The organism is Fictibacillus halophilus, from assembly GCF_016401385.1.
GTDB classification, from domain to species: domain Bacteria; phylum Bacillota; class Bacilli; order Bacillales; family Fictibacillaceae; genus Fictibacillus; species Fictibacillus halophilus.
The window spans coordinates 122,609-137,687 of sequence record NZ_JAEACF010000002.1 but is presented as its reverse complement, the minus strand read 5'-3'; the positions used below and the strand labels follow the sequence as shown (position 1 = coordinate 137,687).

The 15,079-nt window shown below is 39.4% G+C and carries 15 protein-coding genes; 13 read left to right on the top strand and 2 right to left on the bottom strand.

Translation table 11 applies throughout. The annotated features are described in order from the left end of the window. Positions 1 to 190: 190 nt before the first annotated feature. Entirely contained in the window at positions 191 to 1,852 is a 1,662-nt protein-coding gene (locus I5J82_RS17950) for a glutamine--tRNA ligase/YqeY domain fusion protein (RefSeq protein WP_198769168.1), read from the bottom strand. 126 nt (positions 1,853 to 1,978) lie between these two features. Here I5J82_RS17950 and I5J82_RS17945 point away from each other — a divergent pair, with 126 nt between their 5' ends. The 8 genes from I5J82_RS17945 to I5J82_RS17910 all read left to right on the top strand — a co-directional run bounded on the left by I5J82_RS17945 (position 1,979) and on the right by I5J82_RS17910 (position 9,079). Beyond that, a complete protein-coding gene (locus I5J82_RS17945) occupies positions 1,979 to 2,908 on the top strand; it encodes a dipeptidase (protein ID WP_198769167.1) in 930 nt (309 codons plus the stop codon). Positions 2,909 to 3,182: 274 nt separating this feature from the next. Next, positions 3,183 to 3,866, top strand: a complete 684-nt coding sequence (locus tag I5J82_RS17940) for an SIMPL domain-containing protein (protein ID WP_198769166.1) — start codon at positions 3,183 to 3,185, stop codon at positions 3,864 to 3,866. A gap of 53 nt (positions 3,867 to 3,919) precedes the next feature. Further along, positions 3,920 to 4,249 (top strand): ArsR/SmtB family transcription factor, encoded by a 330-nt coding sequence (locus I5J82_RS17935; protein WP_198769165.1) that lies wholly within the window; start codon positions 3,920 to 3,922, stop codon positions 4,247 to 4,249. A 23-nt stretch (positions 4,250 to 4,272) separates the two neighbouring features. Next, positions 4,273 to 5,199 carry an ABC transporter ATP-binding protein gene (locus I5J82_RS17930; protein ID WP_198769164.1) on the top strand — a complete coding sequence of 309 codons (927 nt, stop codon included), beginning with the start codon at positions 4,273 to 4,275 and terminating at the stop codon, positions 5,197 to 5,199. Beyond that, a complete protein-coding gene (locus I5J82_RS17925; protein ID WP_198769163.1) occupies positions 5,196 to 6,293 on the top strand; it encodes an ABC transporter permease in 1,098 nt (365 codons plus the stop codon). The genes I5J82_RS17930 and I5J82_RS17925 overlap by 4 nt, the downstream gene beginning before the upstream one ends. A 26-nt stretch (positions 6,294 to 6,319) precedes the next feature. After that, on the top strand, positions 6,320 to 6,742 hold the full coding sequence (locus tag I5J82_RS17920; protein ID WP_198769162.1) for a DUF6526 family protein: 423 nt from the start codon (positions 6,320 to 6,322) through the stop codon (positions 6,740 to 6,742). Between the two features lie 800 nt (positions 6,743 to 7,542). Beyond that, a complete protein-coding gene (locus tag I5J82_RS17915) occupies positions 7,543 to 8,082 on the top strand; it encodes a sigma-70 family RNA polymerase sigma factor (RefSeq protein WP_198769161.1) in 540 nt (179 codons plus the stop codon). Then, positions 8,063 to 9,079 (top strand): DUF4179 domain-containing protein, encoded by a 1,017-nt coding sequence (locus I5J82_RS17910; protein ID WP_198769160.1) that lies wholly within the window; start codon positions 8,063 to 8,065, stop codon positions 9,077 to 9,079. The genes I5J82_RS17915 and I5J82_RS17910 overlap by 20 nt, the downstream gene beginning before the upstream one ends. Before the next feature lie 36 nt (positions 9,080 to 9,115). Here I5J82_RS17910 and I5J82_RS17905 read toward each other — a convergent pair whose 3' ends face one another. Continuing rightward, the gene (locus tag I5J82_RS17905) at positions 9,116 to 10,078 is read right to left on the bottom strand and encodes a LacI family DNA-binding transcriptional regulator (RefSeq protein WP_198769159.1); all 963 of its coding nucleotides are present in this window, start codon (positions 10,076 to 10,078) and stop codon (positions 9,116 to 9,118) included. Positions 10,079 to 10,168: 90 nt separating this feature from the next. Between I5J82_RS17905 and I5J82_RS17900 the strand changes: the two genes are divergently transcribed. From I5J82_RS17900 to I5J82_RS17880, 5 genes are all read left to right on the top strand, one after another. Further along, positions 10,169 to 10,330 (top strand): hypothetical protein, encoded by a 162-nt coding sequence (locus I5J82_RS17900; RefSeq protein ID WP_198769158.1) that lies wholly within the window; start codon positions 10,169 to 10,171, stop codon positions 10,328 to 10,330. A gap of 141 nt (positions 10,331 to 10,471) precedes the next feature. Then, positions 10,472 to 11,233: a threonine/serine exporter family protein gene (locus I5J82_RS17895; protein ID WP_198769157.1), complete on the top strand. Its 762-nt coding sequence runs from the start codon at positions 10,472 to 10,474 to the stop codon at positions 11,231 to 11,233. 15 nt (positions 11,234 to 11,248) lie between these two features. Further along, complete coding sequence (locus I5J82_RS17890) at positions 11,249 to 11,704, top strand: threonine/serine exporter family protein (RefSeq protein ID WP_198769156.1); 456 nt, start codon at positions 11,249 to 11,251, stop codon at positions 11,702 to 11,704. A 361-nt stretch (positions 11,705 to 12,065) separates the two neighbouring features. Continuing rightward, positions 12,066 to 13,487, top strand: a complete 1,422-nt coding sequence (locus I5J82_RS17885; protein WP_198769281.1) for an alanine/glycine:cation symporter family protein — start codon at positions 12,066 to 12,068, stop codon at positions 13,485 to 13,487. A 565-nt stretch (positions 13,488 to 14,052) separates the two neighbouring features. Further along, positions 14,053 to 15,051 (top strand): cation diffusion facilitator family transporter, encoded by a 999-nt coding sequence (locus tag I5J82_RS17880; protein WP_198769155.1) that lies wholly within the window; start codon positions 14,053 to 14,055, stop codon positions 15,049 to 15,051. The last annotated feature ends 28 nt before the right edge of the window (positions 15,052 to 15,079 follow it).

Sequence of the window (15,079 nt, the reverse complement as noted above, 5' to 3'; positions counted from 1 at the left end):
AAGGTTATTTGTCGAAAAGTCTATAAATTATTTTAAAGGACTATAAACATTTTGTAACGGCCTATAAAAATTTTCTGAAGGTCCATAAATGGATTTGAAGGGCCTATAAACTCATACTTAGGTCCTAAAAACATATTGCAACAAGAAAAGAAGGGTCTCCACAGCTGGAAACCCTTCTCTCATTGTAATTTTACAATTTAAACGAACTCTTCAGTGAAACAATTTCGTTAAAAACAATCTTATCATCTGATGTATGCTTAGGATCAACATTGAAGTAGCCATGACGGAAGAATTGGAACTTATCTTGAGGTTTCGCGTCCTTCAAGTTTGCTTCAATATATCCTTGTTTTACGATAAGAGAATCTTTGTTCACGTAATCCAAGAATGTCTTGCCTTCACTATCTTCTTCCTTTTCCATATCTTCATCAGAGATGAGCGGCTCATAAATACGGAACTCAGCAGGAACAGCTTGTGTCGCTTCTACCCAGTGAAGTGTTCCTTTTACTTTACGGCCTGTAAAACCTGAGCCGGATTTCGTTTCCACATCATACGTACAATGTAGTTCAACGACATTGCCGTTTTCATCTTTTATGAAATCCTCGCATTTAATGAAGTAAGCGTGCTTTAAGCGTACTTCGTTGCCAGGGAAGAGACGGAAGTACTTTTTCGGAGGATCTTCCATAAAGTCTTCACGCTCGATATAGATTTCACGCGAGAACGGAATCTGACGTGTTCCCATTTCAGGGTTTTCTGGGTTGATCTCAGCATCCAACATCTCAACCTGTCCTTCAGGGTAGTTTGTGATTACCACTTTTAATGGATCAACAATTCCCATTGTACGAGGTGCTTTTATCTTAAGATCTTCACGGATAAAGTGCTCAAGCATAGCTGTGTCCGTTACACCAGAACCTTTAGAAACACCGGCAGCTTTTACAAACTCAACGATTGATTCAGGCGTGTACCCTTTACGGCGTAGTCCAGAGATTGTCGGCATGCGTGGATCGTCCCATCCGTCCACATAGCCTTCGTCTACAAGCTGCTTAAGCTTACGTTTACTCATTACCGTATTTGTTAACCCTAAGCGGCCGAATTCGATTTGCTGTGGCTGGCTTTCCATCTCACACTCTTCCACAACCCAGTTGTAAAGAGGGCGTTGGTCTTCAAATTCTGTTGTACAAAGCGAATGTGTAACGCCTTCGATCGCATCTTCAATTGGATGAGCGAATGCATACATCGGATAGATGCACCAAGTATCACCGGTATTGTGATGAGTAGCGTGAGAGACACGATAGATGACAGGATCACGTAAGTTAATATTAGGTGAACTCATGTCGATCTTCGCACGAAGTACTTTTTGACCGTTCCCGAACTCGCCTTTACGCATGCGATCGAAAAGGTCTAAGTTCTCTTCTACAGAACGGTTGCGATAAGGGCTTTCTTTACCAGGCTCTGTCAACGTTCCGCGGTATTCACGAATCTCATCTGCCGTAAGGTCATCCACATACGCTTTTCCTTTTTTAATTAAAAGCACAGCACGCGCATACATTTCTTCAAAGTAATCGGAAGCAAAGCGAAGGTTCTCCCATTCAAACCCAAGCCACTCGACGTCGTTCTTAATCGCATCAACGTATTCTTGGTCTTCCTTTAATGGGTTCGTATCATCAAAACGCAGATTTGTTTCTCCGCCAAACTCATCCGCAAGTCCGAAGTTGATTACGATTGATTTTGCATGTCCAATATGAAGATATCCATTAGGTTCTGGAGGGAAACGAGTAACGATTTTCTTGTGTTTTCCGGATTCCAGATCGTTTTGGATGATTGTTTTAATAAAATTAGAAGAACTATTCTCCATCCCGTATCAAGCCTTTCCTTATATGTAAACTAAGATATACTTTACATTATAACAAAAATAAATTTCAACTAAACGTATTCTTTTAGGGATATGGAGATTATTTAACAAAGAAATGGTGGGATCAACATGAATGTCATTGACTTGCATTGCGATGCATTATTGAAACTATGGGAAACAAACGGCAGGCTCTCTTATGCAGATGCGCCACAGCTTGCTACAAATAAGAAACGACTACAAAAGGGAAAAGTGAACGTTCAGTTCTTTGCGATTTTTATTGAGCCCTTTATTCCGAGCGATCAAAAATTCCAATCTGCTCTTCAGCAAGTGGACTATTTCTATAAAGAGGTTCTTGGTAAAAATCCAGAGATGAAGCATTTGAAGAACTGGCACGACTTTCAAACATTGAAGGACGGAGAAATTGGAGCAGTGCTTACGCTTGAAGGAGTAGATGCGATCGGTGATGATCTTACAAAGTTAAGCATCCTGCATCAACTCGGTGTTCTTTTGATCGGTTTAACATGGAATCACGCGAATCTTGCAGCTGATGGTGCACAAGAACCGCGTGGAGCTGGTCTGACAGTGTTTGGAAAAGAGATCGTTGCTTTCAATAATAAACATAAGATCTTAACCGATGTGTCTCATTTATGTGATCGTGCTTTTTGGGATGTGATGGAGATTGCCGATTATCCGCTTGCTAGTCATTCTAATTCACGTGTACTATGTGACCATCCGCGTAACCTTACGGATGAGATGGCAAAAGAGATGTTTAATAAAGGTGGAGTCGTACATGTTGTGTATAACCCGCCATTTACGAAGAATGAGGGTTCAGCAAGTATCGGTGATTTAATTAAACACATCGACCATTTTTGTGGACTTGGTGGCGTAAAACAAATAGGGCTAGGCTCTGATTTTGACGGCATCTCGCAGCTTATTACGGACTTGGAAGATGCATCTATGACTCAAAACTTAATCAATGAATTGTTAAAACATTATTTCGAAGAAGAAGTCCGAGGATTTGCTTCTCAGAACTTCATGAATTTTATTTCTAAAATATAATTTAAAAAGGAAAGGCTGGCATTCTAGATAGAACAATTATGTTCACCTGGGATGTCAGCTTTTTTCTGTGGAGAAGGATTTTATTGAGAACTGAGAACGAGGGGAAAATGCCGCTAACGATCATAAAATTCTATAAGCGAGCATAAAAGTCCGGGAACGAGCATAAAACCTCATCACCGAGCATAACTCCCCAAATGCCCTCTTCATATGCTCTTCTTTTCTCTCATAAACTCTCATAGCTTATATAGAATAACTAGGCGGAAGGAGTCTGTTTATGTATTACAATCATCCAGGTTTTCAAAATGTAGGCATGAGACAACAAGACGACCATACAACGATGAATCGCCTAATTGTAACGGGTGAAGGTTCTGTTTCAGCTGTTCCGGATCGAGCTATTCTTACAATAGGAGTCATTACAGAGAACCCAAACTTAGGTGTGGCTCAAAAAGAGAACGCTGATAAAACGGCTTCTGTTATTCAAACGTTGATGTCATTAGGTATTCCTCAAAGTGATATTCAAACATCTAGTTTTCGAATCGAACCTCAATATAATTATGAAAATGGTCAGCAACAATTTAGAGGATATCGTGTAGAGCACCAGCTGCAAGTAACGATAAAAGATATTCGGCAAACAGGGCAGACAATCGATCAAGCGGTAGCGAACGGAGCTAACTCTGTAAATTCCATTCAATTCACCGTTTCAAATCCAGATGCCTTTTATAATCAAGCATTGTCACTAGCTATTCAGAATGCTCAGCAAAAAGCTATAGCTATGGCAAGAGCCTTACAAGTTACACTTCGGCCAGTACCGATTACCGTTCAAGAGGTATCTCAATCCTTACCTCCTAGACCCGTTCCGTTTCAAGCAGTTATGTATGCACAAAGTGCTGAAACTCCTATACAGCCAGGGGAGAATAAGATTACAGCCTCTGTAAAGATTCAATACACGTATAGTTAGGGAGGACATGTACAAATTGACAGGTGAATATATGGCGCATTATACTTAACCAAATGGTTAAATATAATGCGGAACATTTAAATGATGTATTTTCAGTTCTATCTGATCCCACTCGGCGTACGATTATTGAGCAGCTTTCAAAAGGAGAAAGGAGTGTGCAAGAGTTAGCCCAGCCTTTTGATATGTCGCTTCCTGCGATCTCAAAGCATTTGAAAGTTTTAGAGAATGCAGGTCTTGTCACACACCGAAAAGAGGGTCGCTTTCGCTATTACGCGATAGAACCGAATTCAATGGATGAGGCATGTGAATGGATCTCTACGCTTAAACAGCTTTGGACAAAATTTGAAGGTATGTTTTGCTGCAGCAAACAAAAGAAGCAGTAAAACGTATGCTTGGAGAGTGAACAATGGAAACGCAGCAAGAAATAATAAAGGTGCAAAAACTTGTGAAACGATATGGAGATTTTACTGCCGTGGATGGAAGTGAGTTCTCTGTACATAATGGTGAGGTGTTTGGTCTACTCGGCCCGAACGGAGCGGGGAAGACGACAACACTTGAGATGTTAGTAGGTCTTCGTAAGCCAGATGAAGGAACAGCGATCGTCGGTGGATTCGATATTACAAAAGAGCTTGATAAAGTAAAAGAAGTAATCGGTGTACAGCTTCAATCTACTACTCTTTTTGAGCTCTTGACCGTAGATGAGATTCTTCACCTTTATGGAAGTTTTTACCGAGAACATATTTCAATTCCTGAATTAATTGATGACATGCTATTAACAGAGAAAAAGAATAGTAGAATTAAAGGTTTGTCTGGTGGTCAAAAGCAGAGACTCGCGATTGCTCTAGCACTCGTGCATGATCCGCAGATTATTTTCTTGGACGAACCCACGACTGGACTCGATCCACAAGCACGCCGGACGTTATGGGACATTATTTTACGTTTGAAGGAACGGGGCAAAACGGTTGTACTGACGACTCATTACATGGATGAAGCACACGTATTATGCGATCGTATCGCAATCTTGGACCAAGGGAAGCTAATTGCTCTAGATACACCTAGTGAACTTGTGAGAAATCTTCAGTCGGATAGCGCGGTTGAATTTAAGTTTAATGATGAAGTAGATATTGCGTTAGCAGAGATCGACGGAGTGAAACAAGTGGGCAGTCAGAAAGATGTACACGTTCTCTATACAGATGATCTACAGAGGACCTTAACGAGTTTAATCGCTATCGCTTCTGAAAAACAGCTGAAGCTTGTAGATCTACAAACAAGAACGGCAACACTTGAAGATGTGTTTATCCACATGACAGGAAGAAGGTTAAGAGAAGGATGAGATCATACTATCTACTAACACTCGCTCAGCTTCGGATCTTCCTTAGAAACAGACAAGTACTGTTCTGGACCCTCGCATTTCCTATTGTTCTGATGGTCATGTTAGGTTCATTCTTAGGAAATGGTAATGGTGTTTCCATTACGGCAGCTGTTGTTGATCAGGATAAGAGTGAACAGTCAAAGAACTTAGTGAAAGAAATGGAAAAAAACGAAGCAGTATCTCTTGAAAAAAGTTCAAACGAAAAAGATGTGTTAAGTCAGCTAAAGCAAGGTGACCTAACGCTCGTTATTACTATTCCAAAAGGCTATGGTGAAAATCTTGCTGCTGGAAATAAAGAAAATCCTTTTAAACTGCCTGTTTATTATAATGAAACGAACATGGCGATGTCCCAAGTCGGACTTCAGCTTGTCGATAATGCAGTTGACACGATCAGTAAAAAAACAGTGAGCTATGAGCCCGTTGTTATAACAGAATCAAAAGGGGTGGAAGCGCTTAACCTTCGTTACATCGACTTCCTCGTACCGGGAATCGTGGCGATGATGATCATGAGCAATAACATGAACGGAGTGGCAGGCCAGATATCATCCTGGCGTGAACGTGGAATCTTACGTCGTATGCAAGGAACAACACTTAAAGCATCTACGTTTATTGCAGCGCAAATTACTGCTCGTTTTATGCTGAACGGTTTGCAAGCGATGATTGTATTAGCTGTCGCTTGGGCTGCGTTCGGCATTGAAGTGAGAGGGTCATGGTTAACCGTGATTGCGTTTGTGACGCTTGGGACTTTAGCGTTTATGGCTATCGGCTTCATTATTGCAGGTATTGCCAAGACTCCTGAGAGTGCAGGACCGATTGCTGGTTTTCTATCGTTTCCGATGCTGTTTTTAGGCGGTGTGTTCTTTCCGATACGAGACATGCCCGAGTTTTTACAGCCGTTTGTGCAAATTTTACCGATCGCTCACTTAAGCCATGCTCTTCGTGAGACGATGAACGTTGGAGCTTCGTTCTTGGATCTCGGCATGGAGGCCATGATTCTAGGCGGTTGGCTGATCGGAGCGTTTATAGTAGCGAGTTTCACATTTAAGTGGGAATAGATCAAGTAGCAGAAAGAGGAGAAAGAATGAATACACAAAATTACAACAATCATGCACGTATGCACCCCATCTATCATTATGTACTTTCTTTGCTTGTCCTTGGAGGTCTTATTGCGAGCATTGTCTATCTGTTTAAAGCAGAAGATAAGTTTCTAGGCGTGATATTAATTGTGATGGAACTCAGTCTGTTAGTGACGTTTGCTTTACTTCGCATGTACCCATTAAAAGCTCAAGATCGAGCGATTCGTGCAGAAGAGAACTTACGCTATTATGTTTTAACAGGAAAGTTGTTGGATGGAAGACTTACTACAGGGCAGATCGTAGCCCTTCGATTCGCACCAGATGAAGAACTTCCACTTTTGGTAGAGCAAGCAGCAACTGAAAACTTGAAACCTAAGGAAATAAAACAAGCGATTACGAACTGGAAAGCGGATCATTATAGAATCTAGCAGTAAAACCTGCAGAAGTTGGATAACTTCTGCAGGTTTTTTTGTTTGTTAAGAGTATAGGTTAGAGTGGAATTTTTTGATTACGAAAGGATGTTAAGAGTTGGTTAAGAAAAGAAAACTAGTCAAAGAGGAAGATCCAATCATTTATAGAGTAACAGGATACCTACCACCTATAGTGCTAATAATTGGATGGATCTTTTTTTTATTTTATAAAAGTGAATCAATACAATATGCATCTGAACAATCTCTCAGTTGGGAACCGTTGGTAACTTCCACGCTTTACTTCTTACAAATAACAGGTATAGTTTTATCTCTATTTTTTATTCTGATGCTATTAATGAAGAGCAGGAGACTGCTTTATATGAGCCCGGTTCCATTCTCCATGTTGATGATTGTTTTGTTAACTTTGCCAAGCCTCCTGCACTCAGCTGTTATGTATCGTTTTATTATGTCTGGAACTAGTGTGTTCATAATGGTTTCACTAACAATTTGCCCTATTCTGCTTATCTTTCTCTACGTGAAACGGTCAGAAGTTATTTGGTTACTGTTTGCAGCAATCATTGGGTTCGTCATTGTGTTTCTGCCTTTTTTGTTAAGCGATGCGCTAGATAACAATATGCCGGGATATAGGCCTTATAAAAATCTTCTAGCTTCTAATTGTTTGTTTTACTTTAGTTTTTTGATTGCATTTTTTGTTCTATATAAATATTTCGATTCTAAAAAAAGAAAATAAAAATCTTCATATGTAGTGAAACTTTTTTCTTTACCCATCTCTCTAATAGGTGAAAGGGGGCAAGCTCTTGATAAATCATAATACAGTAAAAAAAGCGATTAAAGGAAACGAAGAAGCTTTCGAGCAGCTCATTATCCAAGAGAGTGAAAAGCTTTATAAGACAGCTTTTCTCTATGTTCGTAATAAAGAAGATGCTTTAGACGTTCTACAAGAGACAGTTTGTAAAGCTTTTGTCGGTATAAACAGATTAAAGGAACCAAAATATTTTAGTACATGGTTAATGAAAATATTGATTCGAACTGCATATGAAGTGCTACAAAAGAAAAAGAGGACGGTTCTAATAGGTGAAGCTTTTATTCAAGAAATTACTGAAAATAAGAGTATTCAACCTGAACAAGATTTGGATTTAACATATGCAATATCTCAAATGGATCAACACTATCAAACTGTTATCATCTTGTTTTATTTTCATGATTTATCAATAAAGACCATTTCACAAAAAATGCAAAAACCGGAGGGTACGATAAAGACATATTTACATCGGGCAAAGATAGAGTTGCGAAGCTTGCTGGGGGGAGTAGGAACATATGGACATAAAATGGGTTGATAAGAAGGATCAAAATGATCCTTCACGAACAGAGCTTTTAAGTGCTATTCAAAAAGGCGTGAATGAAGGTAAAAGGATTAAGCGAAAAGAGAGAGTAAAAGCTAGACTGAAGGTTTCTGCGTGGATGTCTGGCACAGCAGCTTCTGTTGTTCTTGTATCAGGGTTTGTCTTCTCACCAATAAATACAGTATTAGCTGATGTTCCTTTGATCGGGAAACTATATGAAGAACTAGATATCAGTATCGGTAAAGAACTAGCAGCTAGTAACCTTGTAACAGAGATTAACCAAAAAGCGACGAGTAATGGTGTTGATGTAACAGTAACTAGTGCTTATTACGACGGGAACGTGATAGGGGTAACGATAAAAGCGGAAGGTAAAGACTTATCGGTTGGAGCAATGGATAAAAAGCATAGTCCGGAAACAGGATATACAATTGGAGGAGCTGATAAAGATCAACTTGTTGGGTTGAGGGGGCCCCTTCAGAAGTTGAAAGAAGGAAGTTATGTAGCAGCGTTGGAGTTTGAATTGAAAGAAAAAGAGCTACCAAAGAATTATACGCTTCCTTTACAATTTACGCTTATAGCAAATAAAAAGGGGATTTGGAACTTTTCGATCCCTGTAAAACAATTACCTGTTGAAACAATAAAATTAAATGAAAGTAGTTCTACAAAAAATGGTTTACACAAGATTAACTTAAATAAATTATCGATAGCTAAAGCTTCATCAACTTTGTATTACACTTTTGATACTATCAAAGGCGACTTGAATCAAGATGTACATTTAATAGTTTTTGATGAGCACGGGAAAAGAGTACCTTTAAGAAGTAATGGTGTAGAGAATAGTATCGAACACTCAGAAGGCGTTAAGCAATATAGAGAATTACAGTTAGGAAAAATAGCCGATGATGTAAACTACTTAATGGTATATCCAGAAGTTGTTTCAATGGATAGAGAAAATCGAACTGAACTTTCACCGATAAAAGTACTATTACAATAGCGAGATTAAAAGCATGGAGAATAATTTCCCATGCTTTTAAACTGTCTTCCTCTCAATCAATCGTACCTGGATCTCTTCATGTGAAACTTCCTGACCGTTTACTGCTTGATGAAAAAGTTTCTTTCCGACTTCTACAAAAGGTATCTCAAGTGTTGTAATATGCATAACTTTTGAGATGGGTTGGTTATCAAAACTCATGATCGCGATGTCGTCTGGAACATCAAGGCCGTTTTCCCTGCAACCTGTTAAGATCCCTGCAGCTACCTGATCACTTGTGACAAGTAAAGCGGTCGGACGGTTTTTCATGTCCAATAAATGCTCAGCCACGTTGACACCATCTTCAACATCGAAACGACTTGTAAAAATGTAATTTGGTTCATAACGTAAGGCGTACCTTGTTAAAAAATCTTTATAAGCAGCATCTCGTTGACTGCTGTTCGCCCCTGTTTGCCTTCCAATCGTATAGCCGATTTGGTGATGACCCTTTTCGTACAGATAATCTAGAGCCATGGTAAAAGTTTTATAGTGATCAATATATGTGGAGGAAATCTTATCGTTTCTTGAATCTTCACAAAGGATGATAGACCCATACTTTCTGTAACTTTCAATGACGTCCCACGCACAGATCCTCGAGCAAATGATCAATGAATCAATCTGCTTATCTTCAAGCATCCTTAAAGCTTCCATTTCTTTCGTTTCTTCATAGTTCGTTTGAATAAGAGCAAGTTTGTAGTTGTGATCTAATGCCGCATTCGCGATTCCTTCTATCAATAAACCGAAATAAGGATGGTTAGAGAATGGAACAACTACACCGATCAAGTGTGTCTTTCCTCGGCTCAGATGAACAGCGTTAATGTTACGGTGATAATTAAATTTTTTCATAGCAGCTTTAACAGCTGATACTTTTTCCTCACTTACATATGGATGGTTATTGATCACACGGGAGACTGTCGTAACAGAAACACCAGCCATCTTAGCGATATCTCTTATATTGGTCATGCCTTCACCTTTTCTTTAAGAAGTTTTTCTTGCTCTGAAACGCGTTTCATACCATACCCTTTGCATATACACAAAAGGGAGGTATGTCTTATGGTGATTTTAACCGGCATCGTTAGTCTTATTTTTATGTGCGTCTCTATCCTATACCTATCTTCATTAACCGTTTCACTTCAGGAAAAAAGCGGGATGCCCCAAAAGAAAAAGAATAAGAAGGATCACTTTAGTTATTTATTTGATGTGTATGGTGACTAACTTATGAACTTATTGTAGTAACATCTGTAAACTTGTTCAACTCCATTGCCGAAATCAGTCACAATCAGTTAAACTGTAAAAATATTAACGCTCTACTTTTGGGTAGAATGATGGTAAGTAATAAATTGGAGAGTATGCTTAATGGAAATGGAGAAACAAGAAACCTACGATATAATGGCTGTTTGTCTATTGGCAGGTAAGATTATGCTGCAAAGCGGAGCGGAAACGTACCGTGTGGAGGATACGATGATGCGTATCGCTTCTTCATTTGGTGCTTATCAGTCACATCCTTATGTAACGCCAACAGGCATTCTTTTTTCTGTAGAAGGTAACGAGCCAACAAAAACAAAACTGATTCGGATCGTCGAACGAACAACAGATCTAGAAAAGGTTGCTCAAGTGAATGGTATATCGCGTAGAATCAGTGCTGGTGAATTTACGATTGAAGAAGCATATAAAGAGTTAAAAAAAATTGGTGAATCAGGTTCCCCTTATTCTGTATGGATTCATGTTTTAGCAGCAGCTGTGTCTTCAGGCTGTTTCTTGATCATGTTTCAAGGGGAATGGAGAGACTTTTTCCCTGCATTTATTACAGGTGGATTAGGGTTCTTGTCGCTGATGTATTTTCACCAACTTGTACCGATAAAATTTTTCTCAGAGTTTTCTGCATCCCTTTTAATTGGATTACAAGCTCTTTTCTTTGTTACGACTGGCATAGGCGGTGAGCTGGATAAGATTATTATTGGGTCCGTTATGCCTTTGGTACCGGGGTTGCTGATTACGAATGCTGTTCGTGATTTAATGGCAGGACACCTTATTTCCGGACTGGCAAAAGGCGCCGATGCTTTTTTAACAGCATTTGCAATAGGTGCAGGGATCGCTGTGATCTTTTCATTTTTTTAAGAAGGAGCGTTCACGATGACAATTGTTGAACAAATCATTACAAGTTTTATAGCGTCAGCCGCGTTTGTTATCATTTTTAATGGTCCAAAACGCTCCCTTTTTCACTGTGGTCTAGTAGGAATGATCGGTTGGATATTGTATTTTTTATTAGAAACAAATGGTGTAGATATGGTGTTAGCAACGGTTATCGCATCGTTTACAATCGCTATCGCTTCACAATACTTTGCTAAAAAGTATAAAACACCAGTCATTATATATAGCGTAGCTGGCATCATTCCGTTAGTACCAGGTGGTATTGCATACAATGCGATGAGAAGCTTCGTGGAGAATGATTATAATCTTGCCATTAATTTAGCCGCAAAAGCCTTTATGATCTCAGGATCTATTGCTATAGGTCTTGTTTTCTCTGAAGTAATCAACCAGATCATTCGGAAATCAAAGCTGAAGACGATTGTGAATAAGACACATTAAATAAAATAGGCATTCTTAAACCATCTGGTTCAGGTGGTTTTTTTGTTGCACAATTTTTCATACTTATGTTCTACTATTTTTTTCTGTATTTTTGATATTCAACTAGGAACTGTACACGACAAAAGATACAAATGTCCATACTGGAAAGAATTTTACCTTGTTTTCTTACTACGACTAACTTCATAATAAGGACAACGCCGTAAACAGATATTGGCGTTTTAAGTCACAATTTGTAATCATATATGATTTATCTTATAATTACAAATAGATAAAATTTTCAGTCAAATACAAGGGGGTAAAGTTTTTGAACAGCTTTGAAACGTTTGTAGGAGATGCAGTGGCGATTCTGTGGAGTCAGCCGATGATTTATTTTTGTTTGGGCGTAGGGCTATTATTTTCAATTTTAACGAGATTTTTGCAAGTTCGTCACTTTAAAGAAATGATTAAACTTATGATGGAAGGAAAAAGTTCTAAAGCGGGGGTTTCTTCTTTCCAAGCTTTGGCGATTGCATTATCTGGCCGAGTAGGAACAGGGAACATTGCAGGAACAGCAACTGCGATCGGCTTTGGTGGTCCTGGTGCGGTTTTCTGGATGTGGATGATCGCGTTTATAGGTGCTTCTAGTGCATTTGTAGAATCAGCACTTGCTCAAGTTTATAAAGTGAAACAGGACGGAGAATATCGTGGTGGTCCTGCTTATTATATTGAAAAAGGAATAGGTTGGAAGTGGTACGGAATTATTTTTGCTTTTTCTGCTTTAGCGGCGATGGCATTACTCATGCCAGGCGTGCAATCAAACTCAATTGCAGAAGGACTTGATAATGCTTTTAACATCAAACCGTCAGTTACGGGTATTTTCTTAGTTGTTATATTAGCCGCTATTATTTTTGGTGGTGTTAAAAGGATTGCCAATGTAGCACAGTATGTCGTTCCGTTTATGGCGATTGGCTATGTGCTTGTTTCACTAATAATCGTTGCATTCCATATCCCTCAGATTCCTGAAGTACTCTCGCTGATTTTCAGAAGTGCGTTCTCTTTTGATTCTGCATTTGGAGGCATTGTAGGTTCAGCGATTATGTGGGGTGTTAAGCGTGGAATCTATTCGAATGAAGCGGGTCAAGGTACTGGAGCTCATCCAGCTGCAGCTGCAGAAGTATCGCATCCTGCTAAACAAGGACTTGTACAAGCATTCTCTGTATACATTGACACATGGCTTGTATGTACAGCAACAGCGTTCATGATTCTCTTCACAGGCATGTATAATGTTCAAAATGAAGCAGATAAAACCTTTATCGTTGAAAATATTCCAGGAGTAGAAGCAGGTACTGCCTTTACACAAGAGGCGATTGAATCAGTGCTTCCTGGATTCGGTTCTGGGTTTGTCGCTGTGTCCCTATTTTTCTTTGCTTTTACAACAATTATGGCGTATTACTATATTGCAGAAACGAATATCGCATACCTCATGAGAGGACGAAATAACAAAATTCCAATGTTCTTGCTGAAGATTGTTTTGTTAGGAACAACGTATTACGGAGCAGTGAAAACAGCAGACTTAGCTTGGGCGCTAGGAGATCTAGGTCTCGGAATCATGGTTTGGTTGAACTTGATCGCTATCCTCATATTAGCCAAGCCAGCACTTCGTGTTTTAAAAGATTACGAGGAACAAAAGAAAGCTGGTCTCGATCCTGTCTTTGATTCAAGAAAACTTGGCATTAAAAATGCTGAGTATTGGGAAGGCGGATACCAAGAGGACAAAGGGAATACAGAAGAAAAAGTATCTTGATTATTGAATGTGAACGGGCTGTTTATAGCAGCCTGTTTTTTTATTGTGGTTTAAATAAGAAGCATTTCAGGAATTCTTATTAAAAAGGTGTTTTCGTATACTTTTCTGCTTTTGGAAGTAGGTTGATTTCCGCTACAGGTTGCTCGCTTTCCGCGGGGCGAACGGTAAGCCACTTGCCGCTTTCCGCCTCTAAGTGTCTCACCTGACCGCTCGTCCCGCAGGACAAGGAAGGCTACGGCAGCAAAACATCGCACGAAGAAAATTTGAAGTTTAATTTTCGAGGAGTCTCTCCACCTTGCGCTTCAATCAACCTGCTTAAGAAGGGGAAAAATAAACATGCAAAAGCCACATCCTATAGAAACTAGTTATTTAATGGCTGTTTTCTCTTCGGAAATAGTTATTTTTCAAAAAGCTCCCCTCCCCAGTGCTTAGATGAGCTTTCTAGCAAAATTAGCTGTTTTAGTAGGCACGCAATTTACGCTCGAATTACCGTAGTCAATAAGGATAAATGAAATCTAGCTATTAATAATGTTTGAAAATACAAAACAAGAGTGGAGGCAGACCTTTGATTGAACTACTTAAAAAAGGAAATAAGTCGTCCGGCATTGCCGCATTAGGAAACACAGTACTCGCTATTGCAAAAGGAATTGCTGCCGCAGTTAGTGGAAGTGGTGCTATGTTTGCGACAACCCTGCATTCAGCTGCAGATGCATTAAACCAGGCGTTTGTTTTTTTCGGAAGTGCTCTTTCAGAAAAAGAGCCGACTAAAAGATTTCCGGCAGGATTTGGCCGTGTTGTGAATTTGTTCGTATTGGTAGCCGTTATCGTGGTTTCTATCATGGCATACGAAACGATATTAAAAGGCTGGAAGCTCATACAAGATCCACAGTCTTCAACGAATCTACTATTAAACATTGCAATCATGATTCTAGCGATCTTGGTTGATGGTTTTATCCTCATTAAGGCCATGAAGGAGATCGTACATGAGACGAGAAGTGATGCAAAAGGATTTGGGATCGTAAAGGAATCTTTTAAAAATGTTGGCTTAGCTGCACCACCAACCCGCTTAGTATTTTATGAAGACTTGATCGCAACTTCTGGTGCTTTGTTAGCTCTTATATCGATCGTATTGGCAGACTTAACCGGAGCTTATATATTAGATGGAATTGGGACGTTATTAATTGGTATTCTGCTCGTCGTTGTAGCTTTTAAGTTAGGGATTGAAAACACAAGAGGGCTGATTGGTGTTGCTGCTCCAAAAGTAGTTGAAGATCGAATCGCAAATACGATTCTTTCCGATCAAGATGTCGTGGATATAAAAGAACTAAGGATTCTGCAAGAAGGTAGAAGGTATCATGTAGAAAGCTACATTGAATTAAAAGAAGGATTTACCCTTGCTGATGCTGATGATATTAAGTATCGAGTGAGAGATAAGCTCTTAGAAGATACCGACATTGGCGATGTTACGATGGGTATCTTAGAAACAGACCATGTAAAGACGTGGCCAAAGAAAGCTGAAATAGAAGTGAACGGAAAAGAAGATCAGACAGAGAAGACCCGCTGAGCATGTTGGCGGGCTTTCTTTTATTTAA